A 26,961-nucleotide genomic window follows, 5' to 3' on the forward strand; every position below is an offset into this window, starting at 1 on the left:
GCGCGGACCGCCACCAAGACCTCGCCGCCGACCGATGAAACGCTACTGGGAAATAGACGCCTTGCGCGGGCTGATGCTCGTGCTGATGACCGTCACCCATCTGCCGACACGCCTCACCGACCCGCTCGGGCAGCCCTTCGGCTTCGTTTCGGCCGCCGAAGGCTTCGTGCTGCTGTCGGCCTTCGTGGCGGGGCTGGTCTACAGCCGCATCGGCCACCTGCGCGGCGTCGACTCGATGCGCCAGGCCTTCTGGCGTCGGGTGCTCAAGGTGTATCTCTGCCAGGCGGCGATCCTGCTGTTTCTCTTCACCGTGATCGCGGCGCTGGGGCTGCACATCGACCAGCCGGCGGTCAAGAACCTGGTGTCCTATTACCTGGCGGAGCCGCGCGACGGCTTCCTGTTCGGCCTGCTGCTGATCTACGAGCCCGCGCTGCTCGACATCCTGCCGATGTACATCTTCTTCATGCTGATGAGCCCGTGGGTGCTGGCCTTTGCCATGCGGCATGGCTGGACGCTGGTCATGGCGGCCAGCGTGGCGCTGTGGGCCATGGCGCAGTTCGGGCTCAGCGAATGGATCTACGGCCTGGCCGAGCGCCACCTGGGCATTCCGGTGCCGTTCCATGAAATGGGCGCCTTCAACACCTACGCCTGGCAGTTCCTGTGGTTCTCGGGCCTGTGCCTCGGCGCCAGCCGGAACCAGCCCGATGCCCGGCCGCTGCGCTTTCCGGTTTGGGTGTGGATGCCGGCGCTGGCCATTGCGCTCTATGGCGTCTGGTGGCGCCACCATGGCATCAACGGCCAGGCGCCGTTCGGCGGCGACGTGGAACTGAACCTGCTATTCGACAAGTGGCAGCTGGGGCCGCTACGCATCGTCAACCTGGTGGCGCTGGGCGTCCTGGCAGTGCGCTTCGGACCGTGGTTCATGCGCCGCATTCCGCGCCTGCACTGGCTCGAGGCCATGGGCTCGGCCTCGCTGCCGGTGTTCTGCGCGCACCTGGTGGCGGTACTGCTGGTGCTGGCCTTCTACGGCGACAGCCAGACCGCGCGGCCCTGGTGGGGCGATGGCCTGCTGCTGCTCGCGGTGTTCGCGGGCATGTACGCGGTGGCCCGCTTCACGCGCGGGGCCGACGTGCCGCCGCCGGCGGACGACATGCCTACGGAGCCGGCGCGGGCCTGAGGAGGCTCTTCAGGGAGTTGAAGACGCCGGCGAGGTCATCGGGAGCGGCATCGGCATCGGCGCCGACGAAATGGCCGGCCCCGCCGCGGGAAGCCGTGCCGCGATGATCGACTGCCACAACCGGTAGCCTTCGTCGGTCAGGTGCAGCCGGTCGCTGCGGAACAGTTCCGGCCGCGGCCGGCCGTCGGCGCCCAGCATGGGCGTGAAAATGTCGATGTATTCGCTGTCGGGCAGCCGGTTGAGGTAGGCCGAGATCACGTTGTTGGTTTCGCGGATCAGCGGCATCAGGTGCTCGCGCGACGGGCTTGGCTTGACCGAGATGAAGCTGATGCGCGTGTGGGGCAGCTCGGCGCGCACCGCGTTGGCAAAGCGGGCGAAGCTTTCGAGCACCTGCAGCGGCGTGCGGCCTTCGGCCAGGTCGTTGTCGCCGGCGTACACCAGCACCTGGCGCGGCTTGTAGCGCACCACCAGGTCGCGCGCGAACAGGCTGCAGTCGGCCATGGTCGAGCCGCCGAAGCCGCGGTTGACGATGTTGGGCACCTGGCGGAAGTCCTGCGCGAGGTTCTTCCACATGCGCACGGTGGAACTGCCCACGAACACCACGCCGCCCGGCAGCGGGAACTGCTGCTGGTCGGCCCGCGAAAAAGCCGCGAGCTCGTTGTGCCAGCGCGCCTTGGCCGCCAGGTAGTCGGAGGAGGCGTCGACCGCCGTGCTGTCCAGCGACTCGTAGGGCTGGACGGCGTTGTGGTTCTGGGCCTCTGCGGCAAGTGCCGCCGTGAGCAGCAGTGCCGCGGCCAGCGCGGTTTTCATCGAAGGCATCGAAGGAAAGGCGAAACGCAAGTCGGTCGTCAGATCGTTTTTTCTATCAGCGGGCCCTTGAACAGCACCGGCCCGGTGGGGCCGCGCTCGCTGGGCACGCCACCCTTGGGCTCGAGGCTGATGGCCAGCGCGGGCACGCGAACATCCGATTCTGACGCAGGCAGCCGCAGCGCCGGCGCATGGTCGAGCACGCCGAGCGAGCGCGGCGCGCCGCCGGGGGGCAAGGCCCAAAGCTGCAGCGATTTGTCGGCGCCTTCGTCGTAGCTGCCCACGCGCTGCAGCACCAGCTGGCGCTTGCGGGGGTCGAAGGTCACGAGCATCGAGGCGGAGGCCTTGTCGTCGGACAGCACCGCCACGTACTGGATGGCCGGCGCGTTCTGCAGCTGGTCGCGCAGGTTCAGCCCGGTCACCACCGCCATGACGGTGGCCAGCGCACCGGCCGCCGCGGCGCCGCGCCAGAGCGCGAGGCTGCGCAGCCAGCCGCCCTGCGGCGGTGCGGCCGCCGACGTTGCATTGCGCTGCCGCGCGACGGCGAGCTGTGCCTGCTCGGCATCGATCATGTTGCGGATGCGGGTCCACACGGCGGCGTCCGGGACGACCGGGCTCTGCAGCTCGGTCATGCCCGCGAGCCGGCCTTGCCACACCAGCGCCGCGGCGCGCACCGGCGCCTGTTCGCGCGCCAGGGTTTCGAAGCGCCGGCGGGCGCCGCCGCGCAGCGTGCCGAGCGCATGGCTCGCGGCCAGCAGGTCGAGCAGTTCGGGATGGGCGATGAGGTTCATGGAAGGCTTGCCACTGGCGGCGCTAGGCGAAGCGCCCCATGCAGACGCGCAGTTTCTCGAGTCCGCGCCGGATCCAGGTCTTGACCGTGCCGAGCGGCAGCTTGAGCTGCTCGGCGAGTTCGCCATGGCTCAGCTCGCGCAGGTAGGCCAGGCTCACGACCTCGCGCTGGCGGGCCTCGAGCTGGCTCAGGCACTGGTGCAGCGCCCAGGCCTGCTCGCTGGCGTCCGCTGTGTCGGCCGGGTTGGGCGCGTCGGACTCGAGGGTCTCGGCCATCAGCTCGTCGAATTCCTGGGTGAGCTGGGCGCGGTCGGCGGTGCGGCGGCGCAGCAGGTCGAGCGAGCGGCTGCGCACGATCAGGCCCAGCCATGCGAGCGGCGGGCTCAATGTGCCGCGGTAGTCCCCGGCCGCGCGCCAGACCGTCATGAACGATTCCTGCAGCACGTCCTCGGCCCATTCGCGCTGCCGCACCACGCGCATGGCCAGGCCCATGAGCCTGGGGGCGGTCCGGTCGTAGAGCTGGCGCAAGGCGGCTTCGTCGCGGCGGCCGATGCGATCGATCAACGCGATCAGTTCGGCGTCGGGGCTGGGAGCTGTCATGAGCGGATTGTGGGGCATCGGCCTGCATGGAAAAGGTACGGCCGGGCCACGCGGTCGGATTCATTCCGGCCGCGATGAATCCAATTGCCCGCGCCTGGCGTACAGGCATGCGAGGCCGTCCAGAACGCATGACAACAGGCACGGGCTCGCGCGCCATTCAACTGTCACCGATCCGAAGAAACCGAGAAAAAGGAACCGACCATGACCATCCGCCTCCTGACCGTGCTCGCCGCCGCCGCCAACCTTGCCGCCTGTTCCGGCATGGGCGCCAAGGCGCCGATGTACTCCCAGGCCAGCCTGCCCGACGCCGTGAAGGTGCCGGCCGGCCACGTCGTGGCCCTGGAAACCGTGGGCGCCGGAGACATCACCTACGAGTGCCGCGCCAAGGCCAACATGCCGGGCCAGCACGAATGGGTCTTCGTCGGGCCCGATGCCCGGTTGATGGACCGCAGCGGCAAGCAGGTCGGCAAGTACTACGGCCCGCCCGCCACCTGGGAGAGCATGGACGGCTCCAAGGTGACGGCCACGCAGGTGGCGGTGGCGCCCAACGGCAGCGGCAACATCCCGAACCAGCTGGTCAAGGCGAACCCGGCCATGGGCATGGGTGCCATGCAGGGTGTGAGCTACATCCAGCGCGTCGCAACCCAGGGCGGCGTGGCCCCCGCGGCGGCATGCGATGCCTCGGCCATGGGTAAGAAGCAGGTCGTGAAATACCAGGCCGACTACATCTTCTACCGCGCCAGCTGAGCCGGCCCGCAGCCCCGCTCCCCGCCCCAGGAATACATTCGGCAACGTATACTGCGCCGCAAAATCGGAGCGGGGCGCACCCAGGTGCGGGACGGGGAATGAAGCAATTTGCGGTCGTCGTCGCGCTCTGCGTGGGCGCGTGGTATTTTTTCATCGGCGGGCGCAAGCTCGACGATGCCATGGTGCGCCAGTACTACGAGAAAGAGGCGCACGCCATCTATTCGCGCGATGCGGAGCAGCTGTGCAAGCAGCTCAGCAAGAAGGCCGTCATCCAGAGCAAGACGGTCATGATGGGGCGCACGCAGGAGAGCACCAGCGGCCGTGACCAGGCCTGCGAGTCCGTGCGCAAGACCTTCAAGATGTTCGAATCGGTGGGGGAACGCATGGGCGGCATTCTCACCATCGAGTACGAATACCACATCGACAGCGTCGACATCGCCAGCGACCGCAAGAGCGCCACCGTCGAGGGCACCAGCGTGCTCAAGATGGGCGAGGCCGCCATGCAGTTCAAGAGCAGCTTCACGCAGCGGCTGGAACGCGAACTCGGCCAGATGCGGCTCGTGCGCGGCGACGACGTCACCGTGGTCCGCCTGGGCGGGCGCGGCGCCATGAGCCAGAGCGATTTCTTCAAGTAAGCAGGTTGCCATGATGCTCGCCGCCGATTCCCTGCCGACCCCGCCGCCGTTCTGGCACCGCCTGAACAGCTTCTTCGCGTTTCCGTTCCAGCTGCGGCCGTTGATGTACGCCCTGGGGCTCGCGTTCTGCAGCCTGCTGTTCGAGGCCGTTCCCTTCGTGCATCCGGGGCTGGCGCTGCTTTTGATCGAACTCGGCATCGTGCTGGCGGCCAGCCGCTATGGGTTCAGGGTGACCGCGCTCGGTTCGCGCGGCGTCTGGCGATCGGCCGATTTTCCGCGCGAGCTCGACGAGGACTGGGTCAACCTGCCGTGGAAGCTGTTCGCCATCTCGGTGGTGCAGGGCGCGTTGATCGGATGGCTGGCCTGGCTTTCGCCGGTGCTCGGGACCGTGGCGCTGTTCGTGGTGTCGTTCACCTTTCCGGCCGCGGTGATCGTGCTGGTGCAGTCGGCCAGCTTCTTCCAGGCGATGAATCCGGGCCATGTGATGGACGCGATGCGCATCATCGGCTGGCCCTATGCGCTGCTGTGCTTCTTCCTGTTCCTGCTGAGCACGGGGGCGCAGATCGCCATCGGGGTGCTGCTGCCGATGATCAACGGCGTCATCGTGCTGCCGATCGCCAACTTCGCGTTCATCTACTTCGGCTGGGTGATGGCGAGCCTGCTGGGCTACGTGATGTACCAGCACCACGACGCCTTCGGCATCGACCTGCTGCCCGGCGGCGGCGTGGACGATGGCGCGCCGGTGGACCGCCGCACGCCCGAGCAGATTGCCGCGCAGCGCACCGACGCCGAAGTGGCGCAGCTGGTGACCGAGGGCGACCTGGCCGCCGCCCTGGGCGTGGCCTACGAGGCGCAGCGCGTGGCACCGGCCGACGACCTGGCCGCCCAGCGCCGCTACCACCGCGTGCTGCTGCTCGCGCCCGACAAGGCTGCCACCTTGCTCGACCATGCGCGCCGCTACATTCCGCTGCTGCTCGGGCGCGACCTCGGGTCCGAGGCGCTCAAGGTCTTCAAGGCCTGCCGCGAGAAGGACACCGCTTTTGCGATCGACGACGCACCCGCGGTCATGACGCTGGCCCAGGGCCGAGTGGCGCAACGGCGACGCCCATGCCGCGCTGGCGCTGCTGTCGGGCTTCGACCGGCGTTTTCGCGGCCATGCGGCCATTCCGCAAGCCTATGAACTGGCGGCGCGGGTGCTGGTGCAGGGCCTGGGCCGTGCCGACATGGCGCAGCCGATCCTGACGACGCTGGAATCGCGTTTTCCGGACAGCGAACAGACGCAGGAAGTGCGCTGGCTGCTGCGGCCGACCGCCTGATTTTCGCCGGCCGCTAGGCGCGCTCGAGGGCGCGCGTCACCATGTCGTTGGGCGCAATGCGCAGCAGGTGCGGCAGCCAGCCGACGGCCATGTCGCGCTCGCCGGCATGCAGCAGGCCGTTGGCGCAGACCGACAGCGTGTCGGCCAGCTCCGGATGGTCGGGCGCGGTCTTCAGCAGCGCGCGGCACAGCTTGTCGGCGTCCTGGAACTGGCGCGCGCGCGTGAAGCGGCGCGCCAGGCGGGCCATGTCGTCGGGCTTGAGCCGGGCGCCGGGCTTGGCCTGGTCGAGGTAGGTCCTGTAGCTGGCGTGCTGCAGGTCCAGCGTGTCCGGGTCGGTGGCCGGCAGGCGGAAGATGCGGCGCGCGGCACGGTGGAAATCCTCGCCGGCCGGCTGCAGCCGCGCGGTGTTGAACCAGGCGCGCAGCGTGTCGGTGTCACCCGGGCGCAGCGTTGCGGCGGCACGCCATTCGGCCGTGGCCGCCTCGAACTTCATCGCGGCACCCAGCCGGCGTGCGGCGGCCACGTGGCGGTCGAAGTCGCCGTTGTCGGCCGCCTGCTCCGAGGCCACGGCCTCCGGGGTCTTGACCCGGTTCAGCGCCATGGCGCCGGCCATCAGCGCCGCACCGGCCAACAGGCCGCCCAGGTGCGCCATGTAGGCAATGCCCTGGCCGCCCACCAGGTGTTGCAGCAGTTCGTTGGCGATCCAGGCCGGCAGCAGCAGCAGGGCCGGCGCCGTGACGTAGTTGAAATAGAAGAAGAGCGTGGTAGAAGAACCGGATGCGCCGCAGCCGGTACATCACGGCGTACATGCCCATCAGCGCCGACACCGCACCCGAGGCGCCGAGGCCATAGCTGCCCTTGCCGGCATAGGCCCAGTCGGCCAGCATCGACGCGCCCACCGCGCCCAGGATGTAGAAGGACAGGTAGGTGCCGCGCCCCAGCGCCAGCTCGACCGAGAAGCCGAACAGGAACAGGAACAGCATGTTGCCCAGCAGGTGCCCGGTGCTGCCGTGCAGGAAGGCGGCGGTGACCCAGGTCCAGGGCTTGAATTCGGCGTCCTTGGTGTAGTCCTGCGCCCAGCGTTCGGTGAAGGGCGCGGGCCGCATCGATTCGTACTGCTGGCGGTCGCGCTTCCATTCGGCGTAGCGCGGGTTGGCGGGCGTGACCACGCCCTCGGCGCGCAGCTTTTTGAGGAACGCCTTTTCGCGCTGCATGCCTTCGAGCAGCAGCCCGGTTTCTTCGCGCGCCAGCAGGCGCCGCGCCGCCTTGGCGCGGGGCGAGCGTGTTTCCTCGAGCCAGGCCACGAAGGCCGGCAGCTCGAGTTCGGGCAGCGCGCTGTGCGCGTAGTAGTGGGCCGCGCGCTCGTCGGCCTTTTCTTCGCCACGCTGCGGACCCCAGAACACGATCATGTTCACGAGGATCAGCAGCACCGTCATCCACGGTGGATTGCGCCAGCTCGGTCTGTTCTCGAGCGGGATGGCGTAGAACAAGCGGGACTTCCGGTCAGGCGAGGCGTTGGCGATGGCGCGTGATCTGCGCCTTCACTTGCGCGGGCGCGGTGCCGCCCAGGATGTTGCGTGCATTGAGCGAGCCGCGCAGGCTCAGCACGTCGTACACGTCCTTCTCGATCTTCGGGTTGAACTGCTGCAGCACGGCCAGCGGCAGCTCCGCGAGGTCGACCTTGTGCGAGGTGGCGGCCTTCACGGCATGCGCCACGGTCTCGTGCGCGTCGCGGAAGGGCAGCCCCTTCTTCACGAGGTAGTCGGCCAGGTCGGTGGCGGTGGCGTAGCCGCGCAGGGCGGCGGCTTCCATGGCCTCGGGCTTCACGGTGATGCCGCCGATCATCTCGGCGAAGATGCGCAGCGTGTCCTTGAGCGTGTCGACCGTGTCGAACAGCGGCTCCTTGTCTTCCTGGTTGTCCTTGTTGTAGGCCAGCGGCTGGCCCTTCATCAGGGTGATGAGCGCCATCAGGTGGCCGACCACGCGGCCGGTCTTGCCGCGCGCGAGCTCGGGCACGTCGGGGTTCTTCTTCTGCGGCATGATCGAAGAGCCGGTGGTGAAGCGGTCGGCAATCTGGATGAAGCCGAAGTTCTGGCTCATCCAGAGAATGAGTTCCTCGCTCATGCGGCTGATGTGCACCATGCACAGGCTGGCGGCGGCGGTGAACTCGATGGCGAAGTCGCGGTCGCTCACGGCGTCCAGGCTGTTCTGGCACACGCCGTCCATCTTCAGTGTCCGGGCGACCAGCTCGCGGTCCAGCGGGTAGCTGGTGCCGGCCAGCGCGGCGGCACCCAGCGGCAGGCGGTTGACGCGCTTGCGCACGTCCTGCAGTCGCTCGGCATCGCGGCTGAACATTTCCACGTAGGCCAGCATGTGGTGGCCGAAGCTCACCGGCTGCGCCACCTGCAGGTGCGTGAAGCCGGGCAGGATGACCTCGACGTTCTTCTCGGCGATGTCCACCAGCGACACCTGCAGCGCGACGAGCAGCTCGGCAATCAGGTCGATCTCGCCGCGCAGCCACAGGCGCACGTCGGTGGCGACCTGGTCGTTGCGGCTGCGGCCGGTGTGCAGGCGCTTGCCGGCGTCGCCCACGAGCTGGGTCAGCCGGGCCTCGATGTTCAGGTGCACGTCTTCCAGGTCGAGTTTCCACTCGAAGGCGCCCGATTCGATTTCACCGCGAATCTGCGCCATCCCACGTTCGATCTCGGCGTGGTCCTGCTTTTCGATGATGCCCTGGGCGGCGAGCATCCCGGCATGCGCAAGAGAACCCTCGATATCGGCCTGCCACAGACGCTTGTCGAAGAACACGCTGGCGGTGTAGCGCTTCACGAGGTCGCTCATGGGTTCGGAGAACAGCGCCGACCAGGCTTCGGATTTCTTGTCGAGTTGGTTTTGAGTCATGGGAACCGTTGGAGAGGCAATAATGGGTTGGTTACCCAATGTATCTTTGATGCGCAACCCGGCGATTTTATCGGCCAGCTCCACCTCCACGCCTTCCGCCCCGCCGGAAAGAGGGCGTTTGCCCGCGCGCGGCAGCGCGGGGCTGTTCGACGCCTGCCAGATCGGCGTGGTGCTGCGCACCGTGCTCTTCGTGGAGGCGGTGGTGGCCACTGGCACGCTCTTCGTGTCGCCCTCCGCCGGGGAATGGCTGGTGCAGACCGCCACCGTGACCGGCGGTGCCTTGCCCGCCACCCTGCTGTGGCTGGTGGCCGCCTGCGGGCTCAGGAAACCCCTCGGGCGGCTGCCCCGGCAGGCGCAGTACGTGGCCGGCGCCATGCTCGGCGCGGTCTCCTCGCTCTATGGCTGCGGCCTGCTGCGGCTCACCGGCGTCGTCGGCTCGGCGCCCTGGGTCGCCAGCGCGGTGGCCGGCGGCTTCATCGCCGCGCTGGTCATGGCGGCGATGGTGCTGCGCGCGCGCGGCCAGACGCCTGCCGCTACCACCGCGCGGCTCGAGGAACTGCAGTCGCGCATCCAGCCGCACTTTCTGTTCAACACCCTCAACAGCGCGATCGCCCTGGTGCGCGAGGAGCCGGCCAAGGCGGAGACCATGCTGGAAGACCTGGCCGAGCTGTTCCGCCAGGCGCTGGCGGACCCGGGCGAATCCGGCACGCTGGCGGACGAAATCGCGCTGGCCGAGCGCTACCTGGCCATCGAGCAGGTGCGTTTCGGCGACCGCCTGCGCATCCGCTGGGACCTGGACGCCGCCGCCAGCAGCGCGCGGCTGCCGCCGCTTTTGCTGCAGCCGCTGGTGGAAAACGCCATCAAGCACGGCGTGGAGCCCAGCCCCGAGGGCGCCAAGCTGCGCATCCGCACCGAGCGGCGCGGCAGCGTGGTGGTGATCGAAGTGGTCAACAGCCTGCCGCCCCTGCGCTGGGCCGACGAACCCTTGCCGCGTGGCCATGGCATTGCGCTGGCCAACGTGCGCGACCGGCTGCGGCTGCTGCACGACATGCAGATGCAGTTCAGCGCCGGCATGGACCAGAAGAACTACCGCGTACGCATCGCCATCCCCGCCGAACCATGACCCTCAAGACCCTGATCGTCGACGACGAAGCCCTGGCCCGCTCGCGCCTGCGCACGCTGCTGCGCGAGTGCCGTTCGCCCGCCGCCGACGTGGTGGCCGAGGCTGCGCAAGGCGCCGAGGCGCAGGCGCACCTGCAAAGCATGGCGCTCGACCTGGTGCTGCTGGACGTGCACATGCCCGGTGTCGACGGCATCGAGGTGGCCCGGGCCCTGCGCGACCGCTCCGATGCGCCGGCCGTGGTGTTCGTCACCGCCCATGCGGCCCATGCCGTGACGGCCTTCGATCTCGACGCGGTCGACTACCTGACCAAGCCCGTACGCGCCGAGCGCCTCCAGCAGGCGCTGCAGAAGGCGGAGCGCTTTCTCAAGGAGCGCCGTGCGCTGCAAGCCGGCGCCATGCAGGAAAGCGTGCTGATCCAGGACCGCGGCCGCGCCGAGCGGGTGCCGCTGTCCGAGGTGCTCTACCTGAAGTCGGAGTACAAGTACCTCACGGTGCGCACCGCTTCCCGCAGCCACATCCTGGACGGTTCGCTGAACGAATTCGAGGAGCGGTATCCGGCGCTCTTCCTGCGGGTGCACCGCAATGCGCTGGTGGCGCGCTCGGCCATCCGCGCGCTCGAGAAATACGATGACGGGGAAGACGCCGAGGGCTGGGCCCTGCGCCTCGACGCGATCCCCGAACCCGTCGCCGTATCGCGGCGGCAACTGGCTGCAGTGCGAGAAGTGCTGAAGGAGCCGCGATGAGCGACGACAAGAATCCAGGCGGCCAGGCTGTGGCGGACAAGGCGGCCTCGCAGCCCGTCGAGCCTCCGCCCGAACTGCCCCCCGAGCCCGTCACCGAACCGCTTCCCGAGGCCGCCGCGCCGCCGGAAACCAAGCCCGAACCGGAGCCCGAACCCGACCGCGTGCTGCTGCACATGCCGGTCGACGTGCGCAGCGCCTCGCTGGTCGTGCTTGCGGTGCTCGCCAGCGTCTTCGCCTTGCGCTGGGCTTCGGCGGTTTTCATTCCGCTGATGCTGAGCCTGCTCCTGAGCTACGCGCTGTCGCCCTTGGTCGACGTGCTGGAGAACTGGAAGGTGCCGCGCTGGATCGGCGCGGCGGTGATCCTGCTGGGCCTGGGTGGCGGACTGGGCTGGACTGGCTATTCGCTCTCGGGCAGCGCCTCGGAGCTGCTGGACGCGTTGCCGGTCGCGGCGCAGAAGCTGCGCCAGGCCGCGCGCAGCGACAGGAACGCTGCCGCCACGCCGCTGGACAGCGTGCAGCAGGCTGCCGCGCAGCTCGAACGCGCGGCCGAGGAGAACTCGGCCCGCGTCGCGGCGCGCAAGGGCGTGGCGCGCGTCGTCATCGAGCGGCCGCCGTTCAATGTGCGCGAGTACCTGTGGAGCGGCACCGTCGGCCTGCTGAGCGCCATGGGGCAGCTCACCCTGGTGGCCTTTCTCACCTTCTTCGCGCTGTGCTCGGGCAACACGTTCCGGCGCAAGCTGATCAAGATCACCGGCCCCAGCCTGCAGAAGAAAAAGATCACCGTGCACGTGCTGGACGACATCACGAAGAACATCGAGCGCTACCTGCTGGTGCAGATACTGACCAGCATCCTGGTGGGCGTTGCCACCGGGCTCGCGTTCTGGTTCCTGGGCCTGGACAACGCGGCCGTCTGGGGCATTGTGGCGGCGGTCACCAACCTCATGCCGTACATCGGCTCGGTGATCGTCATGGCCGCGGCCGGGCTGGTGGCCTTCGTGCAGTTCAACACCATCGAGATGGGCCTGCTGGTGGCCGGCACCTCGCTGGTCATCCACACCCTCGTCGGCAACCTGCTGGTGCCCTGGCTCACCAGCCGGACCAGCCGCATGAACCCCGTCGCGGTCTTCGTCGGCGTGATCTTCTGGGGCTGGCTGTGGGGCGTCTGGGGGCTGCTGCTGGGCATTCCCATCACCATGGTGATCAAGTCGATCTGCGACCGGGTCGAAGACCTTCAGCCGATTGGTGAACTGCTGGGGGAGTAGCCCCGCCGCGGCGCCCGAGCGGCGCTTCTCACTCGGGCGACGTAACCGCCAGTGCCGGCGCGCCACCGCGGGCACGTCCCAAGGTGCCGACGATGAGCGCGGCGATCAGCACCAGCACGCCGCTCAGCACCATCGTGTGCGAAATGCCGTAGCTGTCGACCGTGACGCCGCCGATCAACGCGCCCGAGGCGATCGCCACCTGGAAGCCGCTCACGAGCAGGGCCTGGCCTGCTTCGGGCGCGTCGGGCACGGCTTCCATCATCCAGCCCGTGAGCGCCACCGGGATCAGGCCGAAGGCCACGCCCCAGATGAAGACCACGATCGCGCCGGGCACCAGGCCGCTGCCGATCACCGTCGACAGCAGCAGCGCCGTCGCGAGCATCAGCGCCGCCAGCAATGTGGTGCCGCGCACGCTGCGCGCCACCAGGCTGCCGCCGATGAAGGTGCCGATGAAGCCCACCGCGCCATACACCAGCAGCAGCGCGGAGACAGAGTTCGGCGCCAGCCCGAACACTTGCTGCAGCAGCGGCTTGAGGTAGGTGTAGGCCGCGAAGTGGCCGGCGATGAAGAACAGCACCGCGAGCAGGCCGACCTGGGCCATGCGCCGCGTGAGCGGCGTGAGCAGGTCGCGTGCGCCGATCGCGCGCGCTGGCGGCATCGCGGGCAGCAGCCAAAGCTGCACCACCAGCACCAGCGCCGCGAGCGCACCGGTCACCGCGAAGGAAGCACGCCAGCCGAACAGGGTGCCGAGGAACGAGCCCGCGGGCACGCCGAGCACGGTGGCGGCGGACACGCCCGCCAGCACCAGCGACATGGCGCGCGCCTTCGATGCGTCGGGCACCAGCTGCGTGGCCGCGGCGGGCGCAAAGGTCCAGAAGCCCCCGACGCACAGGCCGAGCATCAGCCGTGCCACCAGCATGGTGGCGAAGTTGGGCGCAAAGGCGGCGAGCAGGTTCGAGGCGATCAGCAGGCTGGTGAGCGCGATCAGCACGGTGCGGCGGTCCAGGCGGCCCGAGGCGACGATCAGCGCGGGTCCGGCAAAGGCGGCCAGCACGCCCGGCATCGTGATCATGAGGCCGGCCGTGCCGTCGGACACGTCGAGCCCGCGCGCGATGTCGGTCAGGAGGCCGATCGGCATGAACTCGGTCGACACCATGGCGAAGGTGCCGACGGCGATCGAGCCGACGGCCGGCCAGGCGGAACGGGTGGAGCGGGCGGCCTCGGCCGGTTCGTGCACGAGGTCGTCGGCGCAAGGGTTGCTGCTGGGTGAATTCATGGGGAACTGGATCCTGGGCTCGCACCGGCCGGGGCGCGGCGGATGCGTTGTTGCAATGGCCGTCCAGTGTGGAAGCAGACCGCTTCCTGACAAAGGGCCTTGCAAGCAGTAGTCAGTTTCCCCAGGGCGAACAATCGGCCCTTTTGCTGCGGCGCCGGCTTTCGCCGGCCCGCGTCAGATGCGGGCTTGCAGCACCCGCCCGTCGGCAATGAAAGAGTCGCCCACCAGCACGCGAAAGCTCTCGCCTTCGGGGAATTTCACCCTCGCCGTGTCCGGCGCCAGCAGTTCGACCTCGAGCGCGTGCGGCGTGCCGCGCTCGAGCACTGCGCCCCGGGGCACGACCCAGCGCGCGGAGAAGCCCTCGTTGCCGACCACCAGCGCGCAGCGGTACTCGCCTGCGGACAGCGGCACGTTGTGCGACAGCAGCGCCGTGGGCCGCAGCGTGAGTTCGATGCGAAGGTGCGGCGTGAACGCGCCCGCCGCATCGAAGCCCACGGGCTCGGCCGGCGCCGCGCGCCGCGGGATCTTGCCGATGAGCCAGCCGATGACGTTGCCGATGATCGGCACCCACAGCACCATCAGGAGCGTGCCGATGTCGCGCGTGGTCGTGCCGCGCTCGGCATAGTGCCGCAGCAGCGCACCGCCGATCGCCACGCACAGCAGGATGATGACGATCAGCCTGCGGCGGGATTGGATGGTGGTCATGGCCGCGCGCCTGCCGATGGTTTCACTCGCATCAACCGGTGTTGCGCAAACCGGCCGCCACGCCGTTGATCGAGATGTGGATGCCGCGCTGCAGCCGCTCGCCGCCTTCGCCTGCGCGATAGCGGCGCATCAGCTCGACCTGCAGGTGATGCAGCGGATCGATGTACGGGAAGCGGTGGCGCACCGAGCGCTGCATCTCGGCGTTGCCCTCCAGGCGTTGCTTGGCGCCGGTGATGAGGGTGAGCGCGTCGGAGGTGCGGTGCCACTCGGTGTCGATCATCGAGAACACCTTCTGGCGCAGCTTGCGATCGGTCACGAGCTCGGCGTAGCGCGAGGCCAGTGCGAGGTCGCTCTTGGCAAGCACCATGTCCATGTTGGACAGCAGCGTGCGAAAGAACGGCCACTGCGCATACATGCGGCGCAGCAGCGCGACACGCTCCTTGCGCGCGGCCGGCGTTTCGGCCGAGGCAAGGAACTGCTCCACGCCGGCGCCGAAGCCGAACCAGCCGGGAATGGTGAGCCGGCATTGGCCCCAGCTGAAGCTCCACGGCACGGCGCGCAGGTCGTCGATCTTGTGGCTCGGGTTGCGCGAGGCCGGACGCGAGCCGATGTTGAGTTCGGCGATCTCGCGGATCGGCGTGGAGCCGAAGAAGTAGTCGCCGAAGCCTGGTGTTTCGTAGACCAGCTTGCGGTAGGCCGCCATGCTCGCGGCCGACAGCTCACCGGCCGCCGAGAGGAAGGTCGCGGGTGCCGACTTGGCCTGCGGCAGCAGCGTGGCTTCGAGCGTGGCGGCGACCAGCGTCTCGAGGTTGCGCCGGCCGATCTCGCGGTTCGCGTACTTGGAGCCGATGACCTCGCCCTGCTCGGTGAGGCGGATCTGGCCGCGCACCGTGCCCGGGGGCTGCGCAAGGATGGCCTGGTAGCTCGGGCCGCCGCCTCGGCCCACGGTGCCGCCGCGGCCGTGGAACATGCGCAGGCGGATCGGGTTGGTTTTCTTCTTCTTGTTGAGCTCGTCGAACAGCGCCACCAGTGCGATGCCCGCGCGGTAGAGCTCCCAGTTGCTGGTGAAGATGCCGCCGTCCTTGTTGCTGTCGCTGTAGCCGAGCATCACGTCCTGCTCGCCGCCCGAGCGTTCGATGAGCGCCTGGATGTTCGGCAGTGCATAGAAGGCGCGCACGATGGGCGCGGCGTTGCGCAGGTCTTCGATGGTTTCGAACAGCGGCACCACGATCAGGTCGCAAGTGGCGTTGCTGTCCATCTTGCCGCGCAGGAGGCCCACTTCCTTTTGCAGCAGCAGCGCCTCGAGCAGGTCGCTCACCGTCTCGGTGTGGCTGATGATGTAGTGGCGGATGGCCGCCGCGCCGTAGCGCGCACGCGCAGTGCGCGCGGCCGCGAAGATCGCGAGCTCGCTCGTCGCGAGCGGCGAATAATCGGCGTCGGGCACACGCAGCGGGCGCGCATCGTCGAGCAGCTTGAGCAGCAGCGTCTGCTTGGCCTCTTCGGCCAAAGAAGCGTAGGCGGGTTCGATGCGCGCGGTGGCCAGCAGCTCGGCGATCACGGCCTCGTGCTTGTCCGAGCTCTGGCGCAGGTCGACCGTGGCCAGGTGGAAACCGAACACCTCCACGCCGCGGATCAGCGGCCTCAGCCGCGGCGCCGCGAGCACGCTGCCGTGCTTTTCGGCGAGTGACTGTTCTACCGTGTGGAGATCCGCGAGGAACTCCTCGGCTGTGGCGTAGGGGTTCTGCGGCGGAACCGCGTGGCGCGCGGCCTCGCCGCCGGTCAGGTCGCGCAGCGTGGCCGCCAGGCGCGCATACACGCCGGTGAGGGCGCGGCGGTAGGGCTCGTCCTTGCGGTGCTCGCTGGTGTCGGGCGAGCGTTCGGCCAGCGCCTGCATCTCGACAGACACGTCGACCAACGTGGCGGAGAGCGAAAGTTCGCCGCCGAGGTAATGCACCTCGGTGAGGTAGTGGCGCAGCGCCAGTTCGGCCTGGCGGCGCAGCGCGTACTCGAGCGTTTCGGCCGTGACGTTCGGGTTGCCGTCGCGGTCGCCGCCGATCCACTGGCCCATGCGCAGGAAGGGCGCCACGGAAGGGACCACGCCGCCCTGGCCCAGCGCCTTCTCGAGGTCGGCATACACGCGCGGGATCTCGCGCAGGAAAGTCGCCTCGTAGTAGCTCAGCGCATTCTCGATCTCGTCGGCCACGGTGAGCTTGGAGAAGCGCAGCAGGCGCGTCTGCCAGATCTGCGTGACGCGGATGCGCATCTGCGTTTCGTTCTCTGCGAATTCGAGCGGCGTGAGTGCGTCCTTGGCCGCGGCATAGGCATTCTGGCGCAGCTTGATTTCGTCGCGCGTGGTGAGCAGCTGCGCGATGGCGCGCTCGGCGTCCAGGATGCTCTTGCGCTGCACTTCGGTGGGGTGCGCGGTGAGCACCGGCGAGACATAGCTGCGCGCCAGCGAAGCCACCACCTCGTCGGGCTTGACGCCCGCCTTGCGGATGCGCGCGAGCGCGGTCTGCAGGTCGCCGTCGGCGCTTTCGCCCGCGCGCTCGGATTCGGTGCGGCGGCGGATCAGGTGGCGGTCTTCCGCCAGGTTGGCCAGGTGGCTGAAATACGTGAAGGCGCGGATCACGCGCACCGTCTCGGCGGCGCTCAGGCCCTTGAGCAGGTTCTTGAGCGCGCGGTCCGCGGCCTGGTCGGCATCGCGGCGGAAGGCCACCGACAGGGTGCGGATCTTCTCGACCAGGGCATAGCTCTCCTCGCCCTCCTGCTCCCGGATCACGTCGCCGAGGATGCGGCCCAGAAGCCGGATGTCGTCGATCAGCGGCTGGTCTTCGGCTTGGCGGCGCTTGGGCGGGGCAGGGGTCTTGCTGGCTTTCATTCGATGTTGTTCCTGGGGACTTGAATGGGTGCGCCGCCTGCGTTGCTGCGGCGCAACATGCTAGCATTCCGGCGGTCTGAAACTCATACTTTTTGGGAGCGGTCTTGAGCAATATCGTGATCGCCACGCGCGAGAGCCGGCTGGCACTGTGGCAGGCCGAACACGTGCAAGCGCTGCTGCAAGAAAGAGGCCACGCGGTCAGCCTGCTGGGCATGACCACGCGTGGCGACCAGATCCTGGACAAGTCGCTCAGCAAGGTGGGCGGCAAGGGCCTCTTCGTGAAAGAGCTGGAGCTGGCGCTCGAAGAAGGCCGCGCCGACATCGCGGTGCACTCGCTCAAGGACGTGCCGATGGACCTGCCCGCGGGCTTCGTGCTGGCCTGCGTGCTGGAACGCGAAGACCCGCGCGACGCGCTGGTGTCGCCGAAATATGCCTCGCTCGACGAACTCCCCCAGGGGGCTGTGGTCGGCACCTCCAGCCTGCGCCGCGTGGTGCTGCTGCGCGCGCTGCGGCCCGACCTGCGCATCGAGCCGCTGCGCGGCAATCTCGACACCCGCCTGCGCAAGCTCGACGAAGGCCAGTACGACGCGATCGTGCTCGCGGCGGCCGGGCTCAAGCGGCTCGGGCTCGAAACGCGCATCCGTGTCGCGTTCGATCCCGACACCATGCTGCCGGCCGCGGGGCAGGGCGCCCTCGGCATCGAGGTGCGGGCCGACCGCACCGAGCTGATCGGGCTGCTCGAATCGCTCTCGCACCGCGGCGACTGGCTGGCCACCGCCGCCGAGCGCGCGGTCAGCCGGTCGATGGGTGGCAGCTGCTCGATGCCGCTGGCGGCCCATGCGCGCTGGCAAGCCGGTGGCGCGTTGCGCATCGATGCGGCGTGGGGCGACCCCGATGGCAGCGCGCCGCTGGTGCGGGTCCATGCCGAAGCCCAGGCGGCCGATCATGCAGAGGCCGGCGCGCTCGGCGAGCTCGCCGCCGCGCTGCTTCGTGCTGCCGGCGCCCGCTGAGGCGATCGCGAAAAGACGGATGGCTGCCGCCAAGCCCGTGATCGTGACGCGGCCGGCGCGCGAGGCCGCGCAGTGGGTCGACGAATTTCGCGCCGCCGGGGTCGAGGCCGCCGCGCTGCCGTTGATTGCCATCGAGCCTGCCGTGGACGCCGAGCCGCTGCGGGCCGCCTGGAGACGCCTCTCGGACTACGCGGCGCTGATGTTCGTGAGCGCCACGGCCGCCGAGCATTTCTTCCTTCATGCGGACGAAGCGGCAGCAAAGGATGCGATCGCGGCGGGCCTTCGTTTCTGGGCCACCGGGCCGGGCACTTCGCGCGCGCTGTTGCGCGCGGGCGTGCCGGCCGAGGCCATCGACGCGCCGCCATCCGATGCCGATCGCTTCGACTCCGAGGCGCTGTGGGAACGGGTGCGGACCCAGGTCGCGGCGGGCGTGCGCGTGCTGATCGTCCGGGGCGGCGATGCGGCCGGGCACCCGAGCGGGCGCGACTGGCTTGCGAACGAAATCGATGCCGCCCATGGAGACCGAGACACGGTGGTTGCTTATCGGCGCCTCGCGCCGTTCCTCGACGAGGCGGCGCGCGCGCTGGCATTGGAGGGCGCCGCGGGGCGTGCGCTATGGCTGTTCAGCAGTTCCGAAGCGATCGCGAACCTGTGCCATGCGATGCCCGGCACCCCATGGCACGCGGCCTGCGCGGTCGCAACGCATGCGCGCATCGCGGAAGCCGCGCGGGCCGCGGGATTCGGCGCGGTGCGGGTGTGCAAGCCACTTCGTGAGGCACTGATCGCGTCGATAGAATCCTTCACATGAGTGCCGCGTCCCCGTCCGACGACTTCTCCCCCCCCTCCGCCCCCCCTCCGGTGCCTGCCCCGCTGGCGGCATCGCAGTCGCCGGAAGCGCTGGCCGCCGCCGCGACCACGCTCTCGCGCATCGGGCTCGGCCTGTTGGCGCTCGTGTCGCTTGCGGCCCTGGTCGTGGCCATTTCGCTCTGGCAGAAGGTCAGCGGCATGCAGGAGCAGCTGGCGCGACAGAGCGCGGATGCGCAAGCCCAATCGCTCGAAGCGCGCACGCTCGCGCGCCAGGCCATGGACACGGTGCGGGACACCGCGGCGCGCGCCGCCCTGACCGAAACCCGCGTCGCCGAGGTCGCACTGCAGCGCTCGCAACTCGAGGAGCTGATGCAAAGCCTCTCGCGCTCGCGCGACGAGAACCTGGTGGTCGACATCGAGTCGGCCGTGCGCCTTGCGCTGCAGCAGGCCCAGGTCACGGGCAGCGTGGAGCCCTTGCTTGCGGCCCTCAAGGCCGGCGACCAGCGCATTGCGCGCGCCGCCCAGCCGCGCCTTGCGCCGCTGCAGCGTGCCATGCAGCGCGATGCCGACCGCTTGCGCAGCAGCGCCAGCGCCGATACCGGCGAAGCGCTGCAGAAGCTCGACGAGCTGATGCGCAGCGTGGACGAACTGCCCCCGCTCAACGCGGTGGCCACGCGCGGCAGCGGGCTCAATGCCTGGCAGCCCGAACCCATTCCGGCCGATGCACCCTGGTGGGAGCGCGCGCTTCTCACGGTGCGCGCCGAGGCGCGGTCGCTGGTGCGCGTCGGACGCATCGATCGCCCCGAGGCCGTGCTGCTGGCGCCCGACCAGACCTTCTTCCTGCGCGAGAACCTCAAGCTCAAGCTGCTCAATGCACGCCTCTCGCTGTTGTCGCGGCAGGTGGATGTCGCGCGCAGCGAACTCGCGACGGTTTCCGCAACGCTGAACCGTTATTTCGATCCGGCATCGCGGCGCACCCAGGCCGCTGCAACGCTGCTGCAGCAACTCCAGGCCCAAGTGAAGACCTCCGAAGCTCCGCGCATCGACGACACGCTGGCTGCCCTGGCAACCGCGGCTGCGGGGCGCTGACATGGGCCCGCGCGCTCGTCAGATCGTGTATTCGCTGCCAAGCGCGAGCGGGCGGGAGGCCTGATGCGAGCGGCACTCTGGCTCCTGGCGCTGTTCGCCATCGCGGCGGCAGTCGCGCTGTTCGCTGGCAACAACCAGGGCACGATCACGGTGTTCTGGCCGCCGTGGCGGGTCGATCTTTCGCTGAACCTGGTGCTGGTGATCCTGCTTGGCGCCTTCGTGCTGCTGCACCTGGCACTGCGCGGCCTCGCGGCGCTGTTCTCGCTACCGACGCAGGCCCGCCAATGGCGCCTGCAGCAGAAGGAACGCGCTCTGCATTCGGCTTTGCTCGATTCGATGGTGCAGCTGCTGTCGGGGCGTTTCTCGCGCGCGCGCAAGGCCGCGCAGGCGGCGCTGGTGCAGGAGAAAACGCTCGCGGCCCTCGATGCCAGCCTGCCGCAGGCGCAGCAGGTGCGGGTGCTGTCGCACCTGCTGGCGGCCGAGAGTGCGCAGGCGCTGCAAGACCGCCCGGCGCGCGATGCCCACCTGCAGCAAGCCCTGAATGAAAGCGCCGATCGCATCATGTTGGCGAGCCCCGAGACGCGCGAAGGCGTGCAACTGCGCGCGGCGCGCTGGGCGCTCGAAGACCACGACCCGGCCGGGGCGCTGGCCCGGCTGCAGGAACTTCCCCAAGGCGTGCAGCGGCGAACCCTTGCGCTGCGTATCCGGCTGAAGGCGGCGCGCCAGGACCGGCGCACGCTCGAGGCACTGGAAACCGCGCGCCTGCTTGCCAAGCACCGCGCGTTTTCAGACGCCGCGGCGCAGAGCATCGTGCGCGGCCTGGCGACCGAACTGTTGTCCGGCGCACACGACCCGGCGCAATTGCTTCGCGCCTGGACCGAACTCGACATGGCCGAACGCGAGATGCCCGAGGTGGCGATTCATGCCGCCCAGCGCATGGTCGCCCTGCGCGGCGACCTGGCGCTCGCGCGTGAATGGCTGCTGCCGGCCTGGGAGCGCATGGTGTCGCAGCCTCGTGGCCTGGGCGACATGCTGCGCGTCAAGATGGCGCGTGCGCTCGAGGCGGGCCTCGATTCGGTGGATGCCGAGTGGCTGGCGCGCATCGAAGCGGCGCAGAAGAACAACCCGCGCGATCCCAACCTGCAATACCTCGCGGGCATGGCCTGCATGAAGCGCCAGCTCTGGGGCAAGGCGCAGCAGCTGCTCACCCAGGCCGGCCTGGGCCTGCAGGACACGGACCTGTATCGCCGTGCATGGCTGGCGCTCGCCGAACTGGCCGAAGCGCGCGGCGATGCCGAGCACGCGGCCGAGGCCTGGAAGCGCGCGGCGCAGGCCGAGAAGGTCTAAAGACCACCGTCCCAGCGTGCGGCGCACCGGGCATCGCTCGCGGGCGATTCCACGGATGCATGTCCCAAAAAAAACGGCGCCAGGAAGGCGCCGTTTTTTATTCTTGCCAGGCCCCGAGGGGCCGAAGCTTCTTCAGTTCACGCCCTGTGCGTCGGACGGTGCCTTCTCGAAGGGCAGCGTCATCGAACCGAGTTCGCGGCGGGTTTCGACCAGCACCAGCGGACCGTCGTCGAGCACCACGGCCGGCGGGCGTTCGCGCGGCACGTGCACCGGCTTCGGCTCGGCTGCCATGGCCGCACGGGCCTGCGCAATGCGGTCGGCATCCGAGTTCACCCACTGCAGGCCCGAGCTTTCGGCGATCTGCGCGAGTTCGTTCAGCGGAAGCTCGAAGGGCTGCACCTTTGGCAGTGCCCGGCCGTTGGCGGCCGGCTTGTTGCTGCTGCTTGCGACCACGATGGGTGCGGTAGCCGGAACCGCAATGGGCGTTGCCGCGACCGCAGCAACCGGTGCTGGTGCCGGTGCTGCCACCGGTGCCGGCGCCGTAGCAGGGCGGTCGAAGTAGCTGCGCGGTGCCGGTGCCTGTGCTTCATCGGGCACCGAGGCGCGCGCTTCGGCGTAGGCCGGCTGCTGTTGCACGGGCGCTTCGTTCGCCTCGGCCGATGCGGATGCGCCTGCCGGTTGGGCTTCGCTCTCATCGCGCGGGCCGCGTTCGCGGCGGTCGCGGCCATAGCGGTCGCGCGAACGACCACGGCGCTCTTCGCCCTCACGCTGCGGCGCTTGCTGCTCGTTGGCACCGGCCTCGCCGTCGCCGCGCGCGGCGATGTCAGCCGGCTCGGCGGCACGCTGACTTGCGTCGTCGGCAGATGCCGGTGCTTCGCCGTTGGCGAAACGTGGCTGGCCTTCACTGCGGCGTTCGCGGCGGCCGTCGCTGCGTTCGCCACGCGGGCCGCGCTCTTCGCGGCCGGTGCGCGGTGCGCGTTCGGCTTGCACGTCGTCCTGCGCGGGGGCGTTGTCGCCAGCCGACGCTTCGCGCGGTGCCTCGCCGGCGTTGCGCTGGTCGCCGCGCTCTGCGCGTTCGCCACGCTCGGCACGGTCACCGCGCTCGCCACGTTCCCGGCGTTCGCCGCGGGCGCGCGGTGCGCGCTCCGACGGTGCATTGCCTTCGTCGCCGGCCGCCGCATTGGGCGCCAGTTGCTGCGCTTCGAGGTTGCCGTCGATCGGTTCTGCAGACACAGGACGTGCCTCGCGGCCTTCGCCTTCGCGGCGTTCGCCACGGCCGCCGCGGCGTTGTTCGCCTTCACGCGGAGCGCGGGCTTCGCGCGGTTCGCGCTGCTCGCGTTGTTCACGCGGTTCGCGCTGTTCGCGCGGCAGGCCGGCCTCGTTGCGGAGTTCGCCGTTGCGCCCTTCACCAGCACGCCCTTCACCACCGCGCCCTTCGCCACGGCGTTCGCCACCGCGTCCGCCGCGGCGTTCGCCGTCGCGGCCACCGGAACGGCCACCGTTCTCGCTGCGGCCTTCGCCGCCGCGTCCACCGCGGCGCTGCTCGCCGTCGCGGGCGCCGCGCGCTTCACCGTCACGGCCGGTGCGGCCGCCATCGCGGCGCGCAGGCTTCGGTGCCTCGACGGGACTCACCGCCGGTGCGGGCGCTGGTGCCGGCGTGCCGCCGAACCAGCTCTTGAGGCGGGCGAAGAAGCCCATTTCGGCCGGCGCCGGTGCGATCGCCACCGGCGGTGCGACCGGTGCGGGAGCCGCAGCAACGGGTGCGCGCACGGCTTCCGGCCTGGGCGGCACCACGGGCGCCGGCGCGTCGGGCAGCACGCCCTTGATGACCGGAGTCTGCTTGTTGGTGGGTTCCTGCGAGCGGCGGGTGACGGCGGTCGGGTCTTCGATCTCGTCGGCCATCTTGTAGCTGGCTTCGATGTGGTCCAGGCGCGGATCGTCGTGCTTCAGGCGCTCGAGCTTGTAGTTCGGCGTCTCGAGCGTCTTGTTGGGCACCATCAGCACGGTGACGCGCTGCTTGAGCTCGATCTTGGCGATCTCGGGGCGCTTTTCGTTCAGCAGGAACGAGGCAACTTCGACCGGCACCTGGACGTGCACGGCGGCCGTGTTGTCCTTCAGGCACTCCTCCTGGATGATGCGCAGGATCTGCAGCGCGCTCGATTCGGTGTCGCGGATGTGGCCCGAGCCGCCGCAGCGGGGGCAGGGGATCGACGAACCTTCCGAGAGCGCCGGCTTCAGGCGCTGGCGGCTCATTTCCATCAGGCCGAACTTGCTGATCGAGCCGAACTGCACGCGGGCGCGGTCTTGCCGCAGCGCGTCGCGCAGGCGGCTCTCGACTTCGCGGCGGTTCTTCGACTCGTCCATGTCGATGAAGTCGATGACGATCAGGCCGCCCAGGTCGCGCAGGCGCATCTGGCGGGCCACTTCGTCGGCGGCTTCGAGGTTGGTGCGGGTGGCGGTCTCTTCGATGTCGCCGCCCTTGATGGCGCGGGCCGAGTTCACGTCGACCGACACCAGTGCCTCGGTGTGGTCGATCACGATGGCGCCGCCCGAGGGCAGCTGCACGGTGCGCGCATAGGCCGACTCGATCTGGTGCTCGATCTGGAAGCGGCTGAACAGCGCGGCATCGTCGCGGTAGCGCTTCACGCGGGCGGCATGCTCGGGCATGACGTGCGCCATGAACTGCTGCGCCTGGTCGTAGATGTCGTCGGTGTCGATCAGGATGTCGCCGATGTCGTGATTGAAATAGTCACGGATGGCGCGGATGACGAGCGACGATTCCTGGTAGATCAGGAACGCGCCCTTGCCGCCCTTGGCGGCGCCGTCGATGGCGCCCCAGAGCTTGAGCAGGTAGTTCAGGTCCCACTGGAGTTCGGGCGCCGAGCGGCCGATGCCGGCGGTGCGCGCGATGATGCTCATGCCCTTCGGGTACTCGAGCTGGTCCATCGCCTCCTTGAGTTCGGCGCGGTCGTCGCCCTCGATGCGCCGGCTCACGCCGCCGCCGCGCGGATTGTTGGGCATCAGCACGACATAGCGGCCGGCCAGCGAGATGAACGTGGTGAGGGCTGCGCCCTTGTTGCCGCGTTCTTCCTTCTCGACCTGGACGACCAGTTCCTGGCCTTCCCGGATGACGTCCTGGATGCGTGCCTGGTTGGCGGAAACGCCTTCGGCGAAGTATTGCTTCGAGATTTCCTTGAACGGCAGGAAGCCGTGGCGGTCTTCACCGTAGTCGACGAAACAGGCTTCGAGCGAAGGCTCGACGCGCGTCACGACGGCCTTGTAGATGTTGCCCTTGCGCTGTTCGCGCCCTTCGATCTCGATTTCGTAGTCGAGGAGCTTTTGCCCGTCGACGATGGCCAGGCGGCGTTCTTCGGCCTGCGTGGCATTGATCAGCATCCGCTTCATGATGCGTTGTCCTTATATGTATCGTTCTGCGGCCCATGACGGGCCAACGATGCACGGACGACGCCCGCGAAACCAGGGAATTGCCGCTTGGCCCCGGATGCTGTCACTGCCGCGGCAAGCGCGGGCAGGCCTCTCGAGCGTCAGCTCAAGAAGACAGCCGGGGTGGGGGCGCGTGGATGGGCGCGAGCCAGGTTCGGTGTTGAGCAGCTATCTTATTGATAGCTGGTTGCGCAATGGTGGCGCGCGGTGCGGATGACTCAATGCCTGAGGCCGCTGGCAGAAGCCAGGTGGGCCAGCGCAGGCACATTTGAATCAGCAGCATCAACACAAGGGACTCGCTTCGATCCGCCGGCAGCTTGGAAGCTGCAGGCTGGGTATTCCGTATCGGTGTTTCGTGGGTGTCGGCTTGACTTGGGTGCAGGGGCTGCCACTTTGCGCCATTGCGCGGGGTTTGCAGTCTCGGCGCCAAAGCGGCATCGACCTCGCAGCGTTGTCGTGGGTGTTTGACGGCAGTGATCTAAACTTCTGTCTAATCAAGCACTTACACGACCGCGCTGGTGAAAAACATTATAGGTGCGAAGCAAAGCCCTTCGGCCGCTCCAAATCCCGCAGTTCCAGATCCCGCGGTCCCCAAGACCACGGCCGAGGGCGGGGCGCCGCACGCATCGATCAAATTCATCACGGTCGATGCCGAATCCGCCGGGCAGCGGCTGGACAACTTCCTGTTCCGCCACTTGAAGGGCGTGCCCAAGACCCACGTCTACCGGATCATCCGGTCGGGCGAAGTGCGCATCAACAAGGGGCGCGCGCAAGCCGACTCCCGGATCGAAACCGGCGACGTGCTGCGGCTGCCGCCGGTGCGGATTTCGCCGCGCGCCGAAGAGGGCGCCGTGGCACCTGCGCCGGCGCGCGAATTCCCGGTGCTGCTGGAAGATGACGCGCTGATTGCCATCGACAAGCCCGCCGGCGTGGCGGTGCATGGTGGCAGCGGGGTGAGCTTTGGCGTGATCGAGCAGCTGCGTACCGCGCGGCCCGGCGCGAAGTTCCTGGAGCTGGTGCACCGGCTCGACCGCGAGACCTCGGGCATCCTGCTGGTGGCCAAGAAGCGCAGCGCGCTGGTGGCGCTGCAGGACCAGTTCCGGGAGCGGGAGACGGGCAAGACCTATCTTGCGCTGGTCGAAGGTGCCTGGCCCGCGAACAAGAAGGTGCTCGACGCGCCGCTCGCCAAATACCTGTTGCCGGGCGATGGCGCCGGCGCCGGGGAGCGCCGCGTGCGCGTGGTGGCCAAGGACCACCCCGACGCCATGCGTGCCGTGACGCTGGTGCGCGTGCTCGCGCGGCTCACGCTGCCGGGCGATGCCGCGCCGCTGTCGCTGCTGGCCGTCACCATCAAGACCGGCCGCACGCACCAGATCCGCGTGCACCTTGCGTCGGCCGGGCATGCGATTGCGGGCGACGACAAATACGGCGACTTCGAGCGCCAGCGCGTGCTGCACAGGCTCGGCCTCAAGCGCATGTTCCTGCATGCCTGGCGCTTGCAGTTCAACCATCCCGCGAGCGGCGAGCGCGTGGCGCTGCAAACCGGCCTGCCGCCCGAACTGCACGCATTGATGCCGCCCCAGGCGCTCGAGGCGCTTGCCCAACATCCCACTCCCACGGCCAATGACTGATTCCTCCAGACCCCTTCGCTTCGACCTGATCGCCTTCGACTGGGACGGCACGCTGTACGACTCCACGCGCCTCATCGTGCGCTGCATCCAGGCGGCCGTGGTCGATGTGGGCGGCGCCAAGCCGAGCGAGGACGACGCCGCCTGGGTCATCGGCCTGGGCCTGGCCGAGGCCCTGGCGCGTGCGGCCCCCGACGTACCGAAGGAAAAATACGCCGAGCTCGGCGCCCGCTACCGCTATCACTACCTGCAGCACCAGGACGACCTCGTGCTGTTCGACGGCGTGCTGCAGATGCTCGATGCCTTGCGCGCACGCGGCCACAAGCTCGCGGTGGCCACGGGCAAATCGCGCCGCGGCCTGAACGAGGCGCTGAAATCGATGGCGCTTCGCGACCGTTTCGATGCGTCGCGCACGGCCGACGAGACCTTCGGCAAGCCGCACCCCTGCATGCTGCTGGAACTGATGGAAGAGCTCGACGTCCCGGCCGAGCGCACGTTGATGATCGGCGACACCACCCACGACCTGCAGCTGGCGCTCAACGCAGGCTGTGCCAGCGTGGGCGTGAGCTACGGCGCGCACGAGCCCGAGAGCTTCGACGAGCTGAAGCCGTTGTTCGTCGCGCATTCGGTGGCCAGCCTCGAGGCATGGCTGCTGGACAACGCCTGAGCGAAGATCC

Annotated in this window: 20 protein-coding genes and 2 pseudogenes; 13 read left to right on the top strand and 9 right to left on the bottom strand. The window is 69.0% G+C overall.

Going from position 1 to position 26,961, the window contains the following annotated elements:
* The first annotated feature begins 34 nt into the window (after positions 1 to 34).
* Positions 35 to 1,177 carry an OpgC domain-containing protein gene (opgC, locus tag ABID97_RS08150; protein ID WP_354398021.1) on the top strand — a complete coding sequence of 381 codons (1,143 nt, stop codon included), beginning with the start codon at positions 35 to 37 and terminating at the stop codon, positions 1,175 to 1,177.
* Between the two features lie 9 nt (positions 1,178 to 1,186).
* On the opposite strand, the gene ABID97_RS08155 is transcribed toward opgC, so the two are convergent.
* From ABID97_RS08155 to ABID97_RS08165, 3 genes are read right to left on the bottom strand one after another with little or no spacing between them, the layout of a single operon-like run.
* On the bottom strand, positions 1,187 to 1,987 hold the full coding sequence (locus tag ABID97_RS08155; protein WP_354401700.1) for an SGNH/GDSL hydrolase family protein: 801 nt from the start codon (positions 1,985 to 1,987) through the stop codon (positions 1,187 to 1,189).
* Between the two features lie 38 nt (positions 1,988 to 2,025).
* Positions 2,026 to 2,775 carry an anti-sigma factor gene (locus tag ABID97_RS08160; RefSeq protein WP_354398022.1) on the bottom strand — a complete coding sequence of 250 codons (750 nt, stop codon included), beginning with the start codon at positions 2,773 to 2,775 and terminating at the stop codon, positions 2,026 to 2,028.
* A 22-nt stretch (positions 2,776 to 2,797) separates the two neighbouring features.
* Positions 2,798 to 3,373 carry an RNA polymerase sigma factor gene (locus ABID97_RS08165; RefSeq protein ID WP_354398023.1) on the bottom strand — a complete coding sequence of 192 codons (576 nt, stop codon included), beginning with the start codon at positions 3,371 to 3,373 and terminating at the stop codon, positions 2,798 to 2,800.
* Between the two features lie 201 nt (positions 3,374 to 3,574).
* Here ABID97_RS08165 and ABID97_RS08170 point away from each other — a divergent pair, with 201 nt between their 5' ends.
* The 3 genes and pseudogenes from ABID97_RS08170 (at position 3,575) to ABID97_RS08180 (ending at position 6,071) form a co-directional block, all read left to right on the top strand.
* Positions 3,575 to 4,120, top strand: a complete 546-nt coding sequence (locus ABID97_RS08170) for a DUF3455 domain-containing protein (RefSeq protein WP_354398024.1) — start codon at positions 3,575 to 3,577, stop codon at positions 4,118 to 4,120.
* A 98-nt stretch (positions 4,121 to 4,218) separates the two neighbouring features.
* Complete coding sequence (locus tag ABID97_RS08175) at positions 4,219 to 4,755, top strand: hypothetical protein (RefSeq protein ID WP_354398025.1); 537 nt, start codon at positions 4,219 to 4,221, stop codon at positions 4,753 to 4,755.
* Between the two features lie 13 nt (positions 4,756 to 4,768).
* Positions 4,769 to 6,071 (top strand): annotated as a pseudogene (locus ABID97_RS08180) (tetratricopeptide repeat protein).
* A gap of 13 nt (positions 6,072 to 6,084) precedes the next feature.
* Here ABID97_RS08180 and ABID97_RS08185 read toward each other — a convergent pair.
* Together ABID97_RS08185 and argH are read right to left on the bottom strand one after the other, a co-directional pair.
* A pseudogene (locus ABID97_RS08185) lies at positions 6,085 to 7,561 on the bottom strand (rhomboid family intramembrane serine protease).
* A gap of 13 nt (positions 7,562 to 7,574) precedes the next feature.
* Positions 7,575 to 8,972, bottom strand: coding sequence for an argininosuccinate lyase (argH, locus tag ABID97_RS08190; RefSeq protein WP_354398026.1), 1,398 nt, complete (start codon positions 8,970 to 8,972; stop codon positions 7,575 to 7,577).
* Positions 8,973 to 9,021: 49 nt separating this feature from the next.
* Between argH and ABID97_RS08195 the strand changes: the two genes are divergently transcribed.
* Genes ABID97_RS08195 through ABID97_RS08205 form a run of 3 tightly spaced genes read left to right on the top strand, consistent with a single transcriptional unit; the run spans position 9,022 to position 12,100 of the window.
* Positions 9,022 to 10,095: a sensor histidine kinase gene (locus ABID97_RS08195; RefSeq protein WP_503012758.1), complete on the top strand. Its 1,074-nt coding sequence runs from the start codon at positions 9,022 to 9,024 to the stop codon at positions 10,093 to 10,095.
* The gene (locus ABID97_RS08200; protein WP_354398028.1) at positions 10,092 to 10,838 is read left to right on the top strand and encodes a LytR/AlgR family response regulator transcription factor; all 747 of its coding nucleotides are present in this window, start codon (positions 10,092 to 10,094) and stop codon (positions 10,836 to 10,838) included. The genes ABID97_RS08195 and ABID97_RS08200 overlap by 4 nt, the downstream gene beginning before the upstream one ends.
* On the top strand, positions 10,835 to 12,100 hold the full coding sequence (locus tag ABID97_RS08205; protein ID WP_354398029.1) for an AI-2E family transporter: 1,266 nt from the start codon (positions 10,835 to 10,837) through the stop codon (positions 12,098 to 12,100). Before ABID97_RS08200 ends, ABID97_RS08205 begins: the two co-directional genes overlap by 4 nt.
* A 28-nt stretch (positions 12,101 to 12,128) precedes the next feature.
* On the opposite strand, the gene ABID97_RS08210 is transcribed toward ABID97_RS08205, so the two are convergent.
* The 3 genes from ABID97_RS08210 to ppc all read right to left on the bottom strand — a co-directional run bounded on the left by ABID97_RS08210 (position 12,129) and on the right by ppc (position 16,959).
* Positions 12,129 to 13,376 (bottom strand): MFS transporter, encoded by a 1,248-nt coding sequence (locus ABID97_RS08210; protein ID WP_354398030.1) that lies wholly within the window; start codon positions 13,374 to 13,376, stop codon positions 12,129 to 12,131.
* Between the two features lie 174 nt (positions 13,377 to 13,550).
* Complete coding sequence (locus ABID97_RS08215) at positions 13,551 to 14,081, bottom strand: hypothetical protein (RefSeq protein ID WP_354398031.1); 531 nt, start codon at positions 14,079 to 14,081, stop codon at positions 13,551 to 13,553.
* Between the two features lie 31 nt (positions 14,082 to 14,112).
* Positions 14,113 to 16,959, bottom strand: a complete 2,847-nt coding sequence (ppc, locus tag ABID97_RS08220) for a phosphoenolpyruvate carboxylase (RefSeq protein WP_354398032.1) — start codon at positions 16,957 to 16,959, stop codon at positions 14,113 to 14,115.
* Between the two features lie 104 nt (positions 16,960 to 17,063).
* Between ppc and hemC the strand changes: the two genes are divergently transcribed.
* From hemC to ABID97_RS08240, 4 genes are all read left to right on the top strand, one after another.
* Positions 17,064 to 17,969: a hydroxymethylbilane synthase gene (gene hemC, locus ABID97_RS08225; protein ID WP_354398033.1), complete on the top strand. Its 906-nt coding sequence runs from the start codon at positions 17,064 to 17,066 to the stop codon at positions 17,967 to 17,969.
* A gap of 19 nt (positions 17,970 to 17,988) precedes the next feature.
* Positions 17,989 to 18,777, top strand: coding sequence for a uroporphyrinogen-III synthase (locus tag ABID97_RS08230; protein WP_354401702.1), 789 nt, complete (start codon positions 17,989 to 17,991; stop codon positions 18,775 to 18,777).
* Positions 18,774 to 19,865, top strand: a complete 1,092-nt coding sequence (locus ABID97_RS08235; protein ID WP_354398034.1) for a uroporphyrinogen-III C-methyltransferase — start codon at positions 18,774 to 18,776, stop codon at positions 19,863 to 19,865. Before ABID97_RS08230 ends, ABID97_RS08235 begins: the two co-directional genes overlap by 4 nt.
* 63 nt (positions 19,866 to 19,928) lie before the next feature.
* Positions 19,929 to 21,212, top strand: a complete 1,284-nt coding sequence (locus ABID97_RS08240; RefSeq protein WP_354398035.1) for a heme biosynthesis protein HemY — start codon at positions 19,929 to 19,931, stop codon at positions 21,210 to 21,212.
* Positions 21,213 to 21,344: 132 nt separating this feature from the next.
* Here the strand turns inward: ABID97_RS08240 and ABID97_RS08245 are convergent, their stop codons facing one another.
* Positions 21,345 to 24,617, bottom strand: a complete 3,273-nt coding sequence (locus tag ABID97_RS08245; RefSeq protein WP_354398036.1) for an Rne/Rng family ribonuclease — start codon at positions 24,615 to 24,617, stop codon at positions 21,345 to 21,347.
* Between the two features lie 557 nt (positions 24,618 to 25,174).
* Between ABID97_RS08245 and ABID97_RS08250 the strand changes: the two genes are divergently transcribed.
* Together ABID97_RS08250 and ABID97_RS08255 are read left to right on the top strand one after the other, a co-directional pair.
* The gene (locus ABID97_RS08250; RefSeq protein ID WP_354398037.1) at positions 25,175 to 26,287 is read left to right on the top strand and encodes an RluA family pseudouridine synthase; all 1,113 of its coding nucleotides are present in this window, start codon (positions 25,175 to 25,177) and stop codon (positions 26,285 to 26,287) included.
* Positions 26,280 to 26,951 carry an HAD family hydrolase gene (locus ABID97_RS08255; protein WP_354398038.1) on the top strand — a complete coding sequence of 224 codons (672 nt, stop codon included), beginning with the start codon at positions 26,280 to 26,282 and terminating at the stop codon, positions 26,949 to 26,951. Before ABID97_RS08250 ends, ABID97_RS08255 begins: the two co-directional genes overlap by 8 nt.
* The last annotated feature ends 10 nt before the right edge of the window (positions 26,952 to 26,961 follow it).

The organism is Variovorax sp. OAS795 (assembly GCF_040546685.1).
Lineage (GTDB): Bacteria > Pseudomonadota > Gammaproteobacteria > Burkholderiales > Burkholderiaceae_C > Variovorax.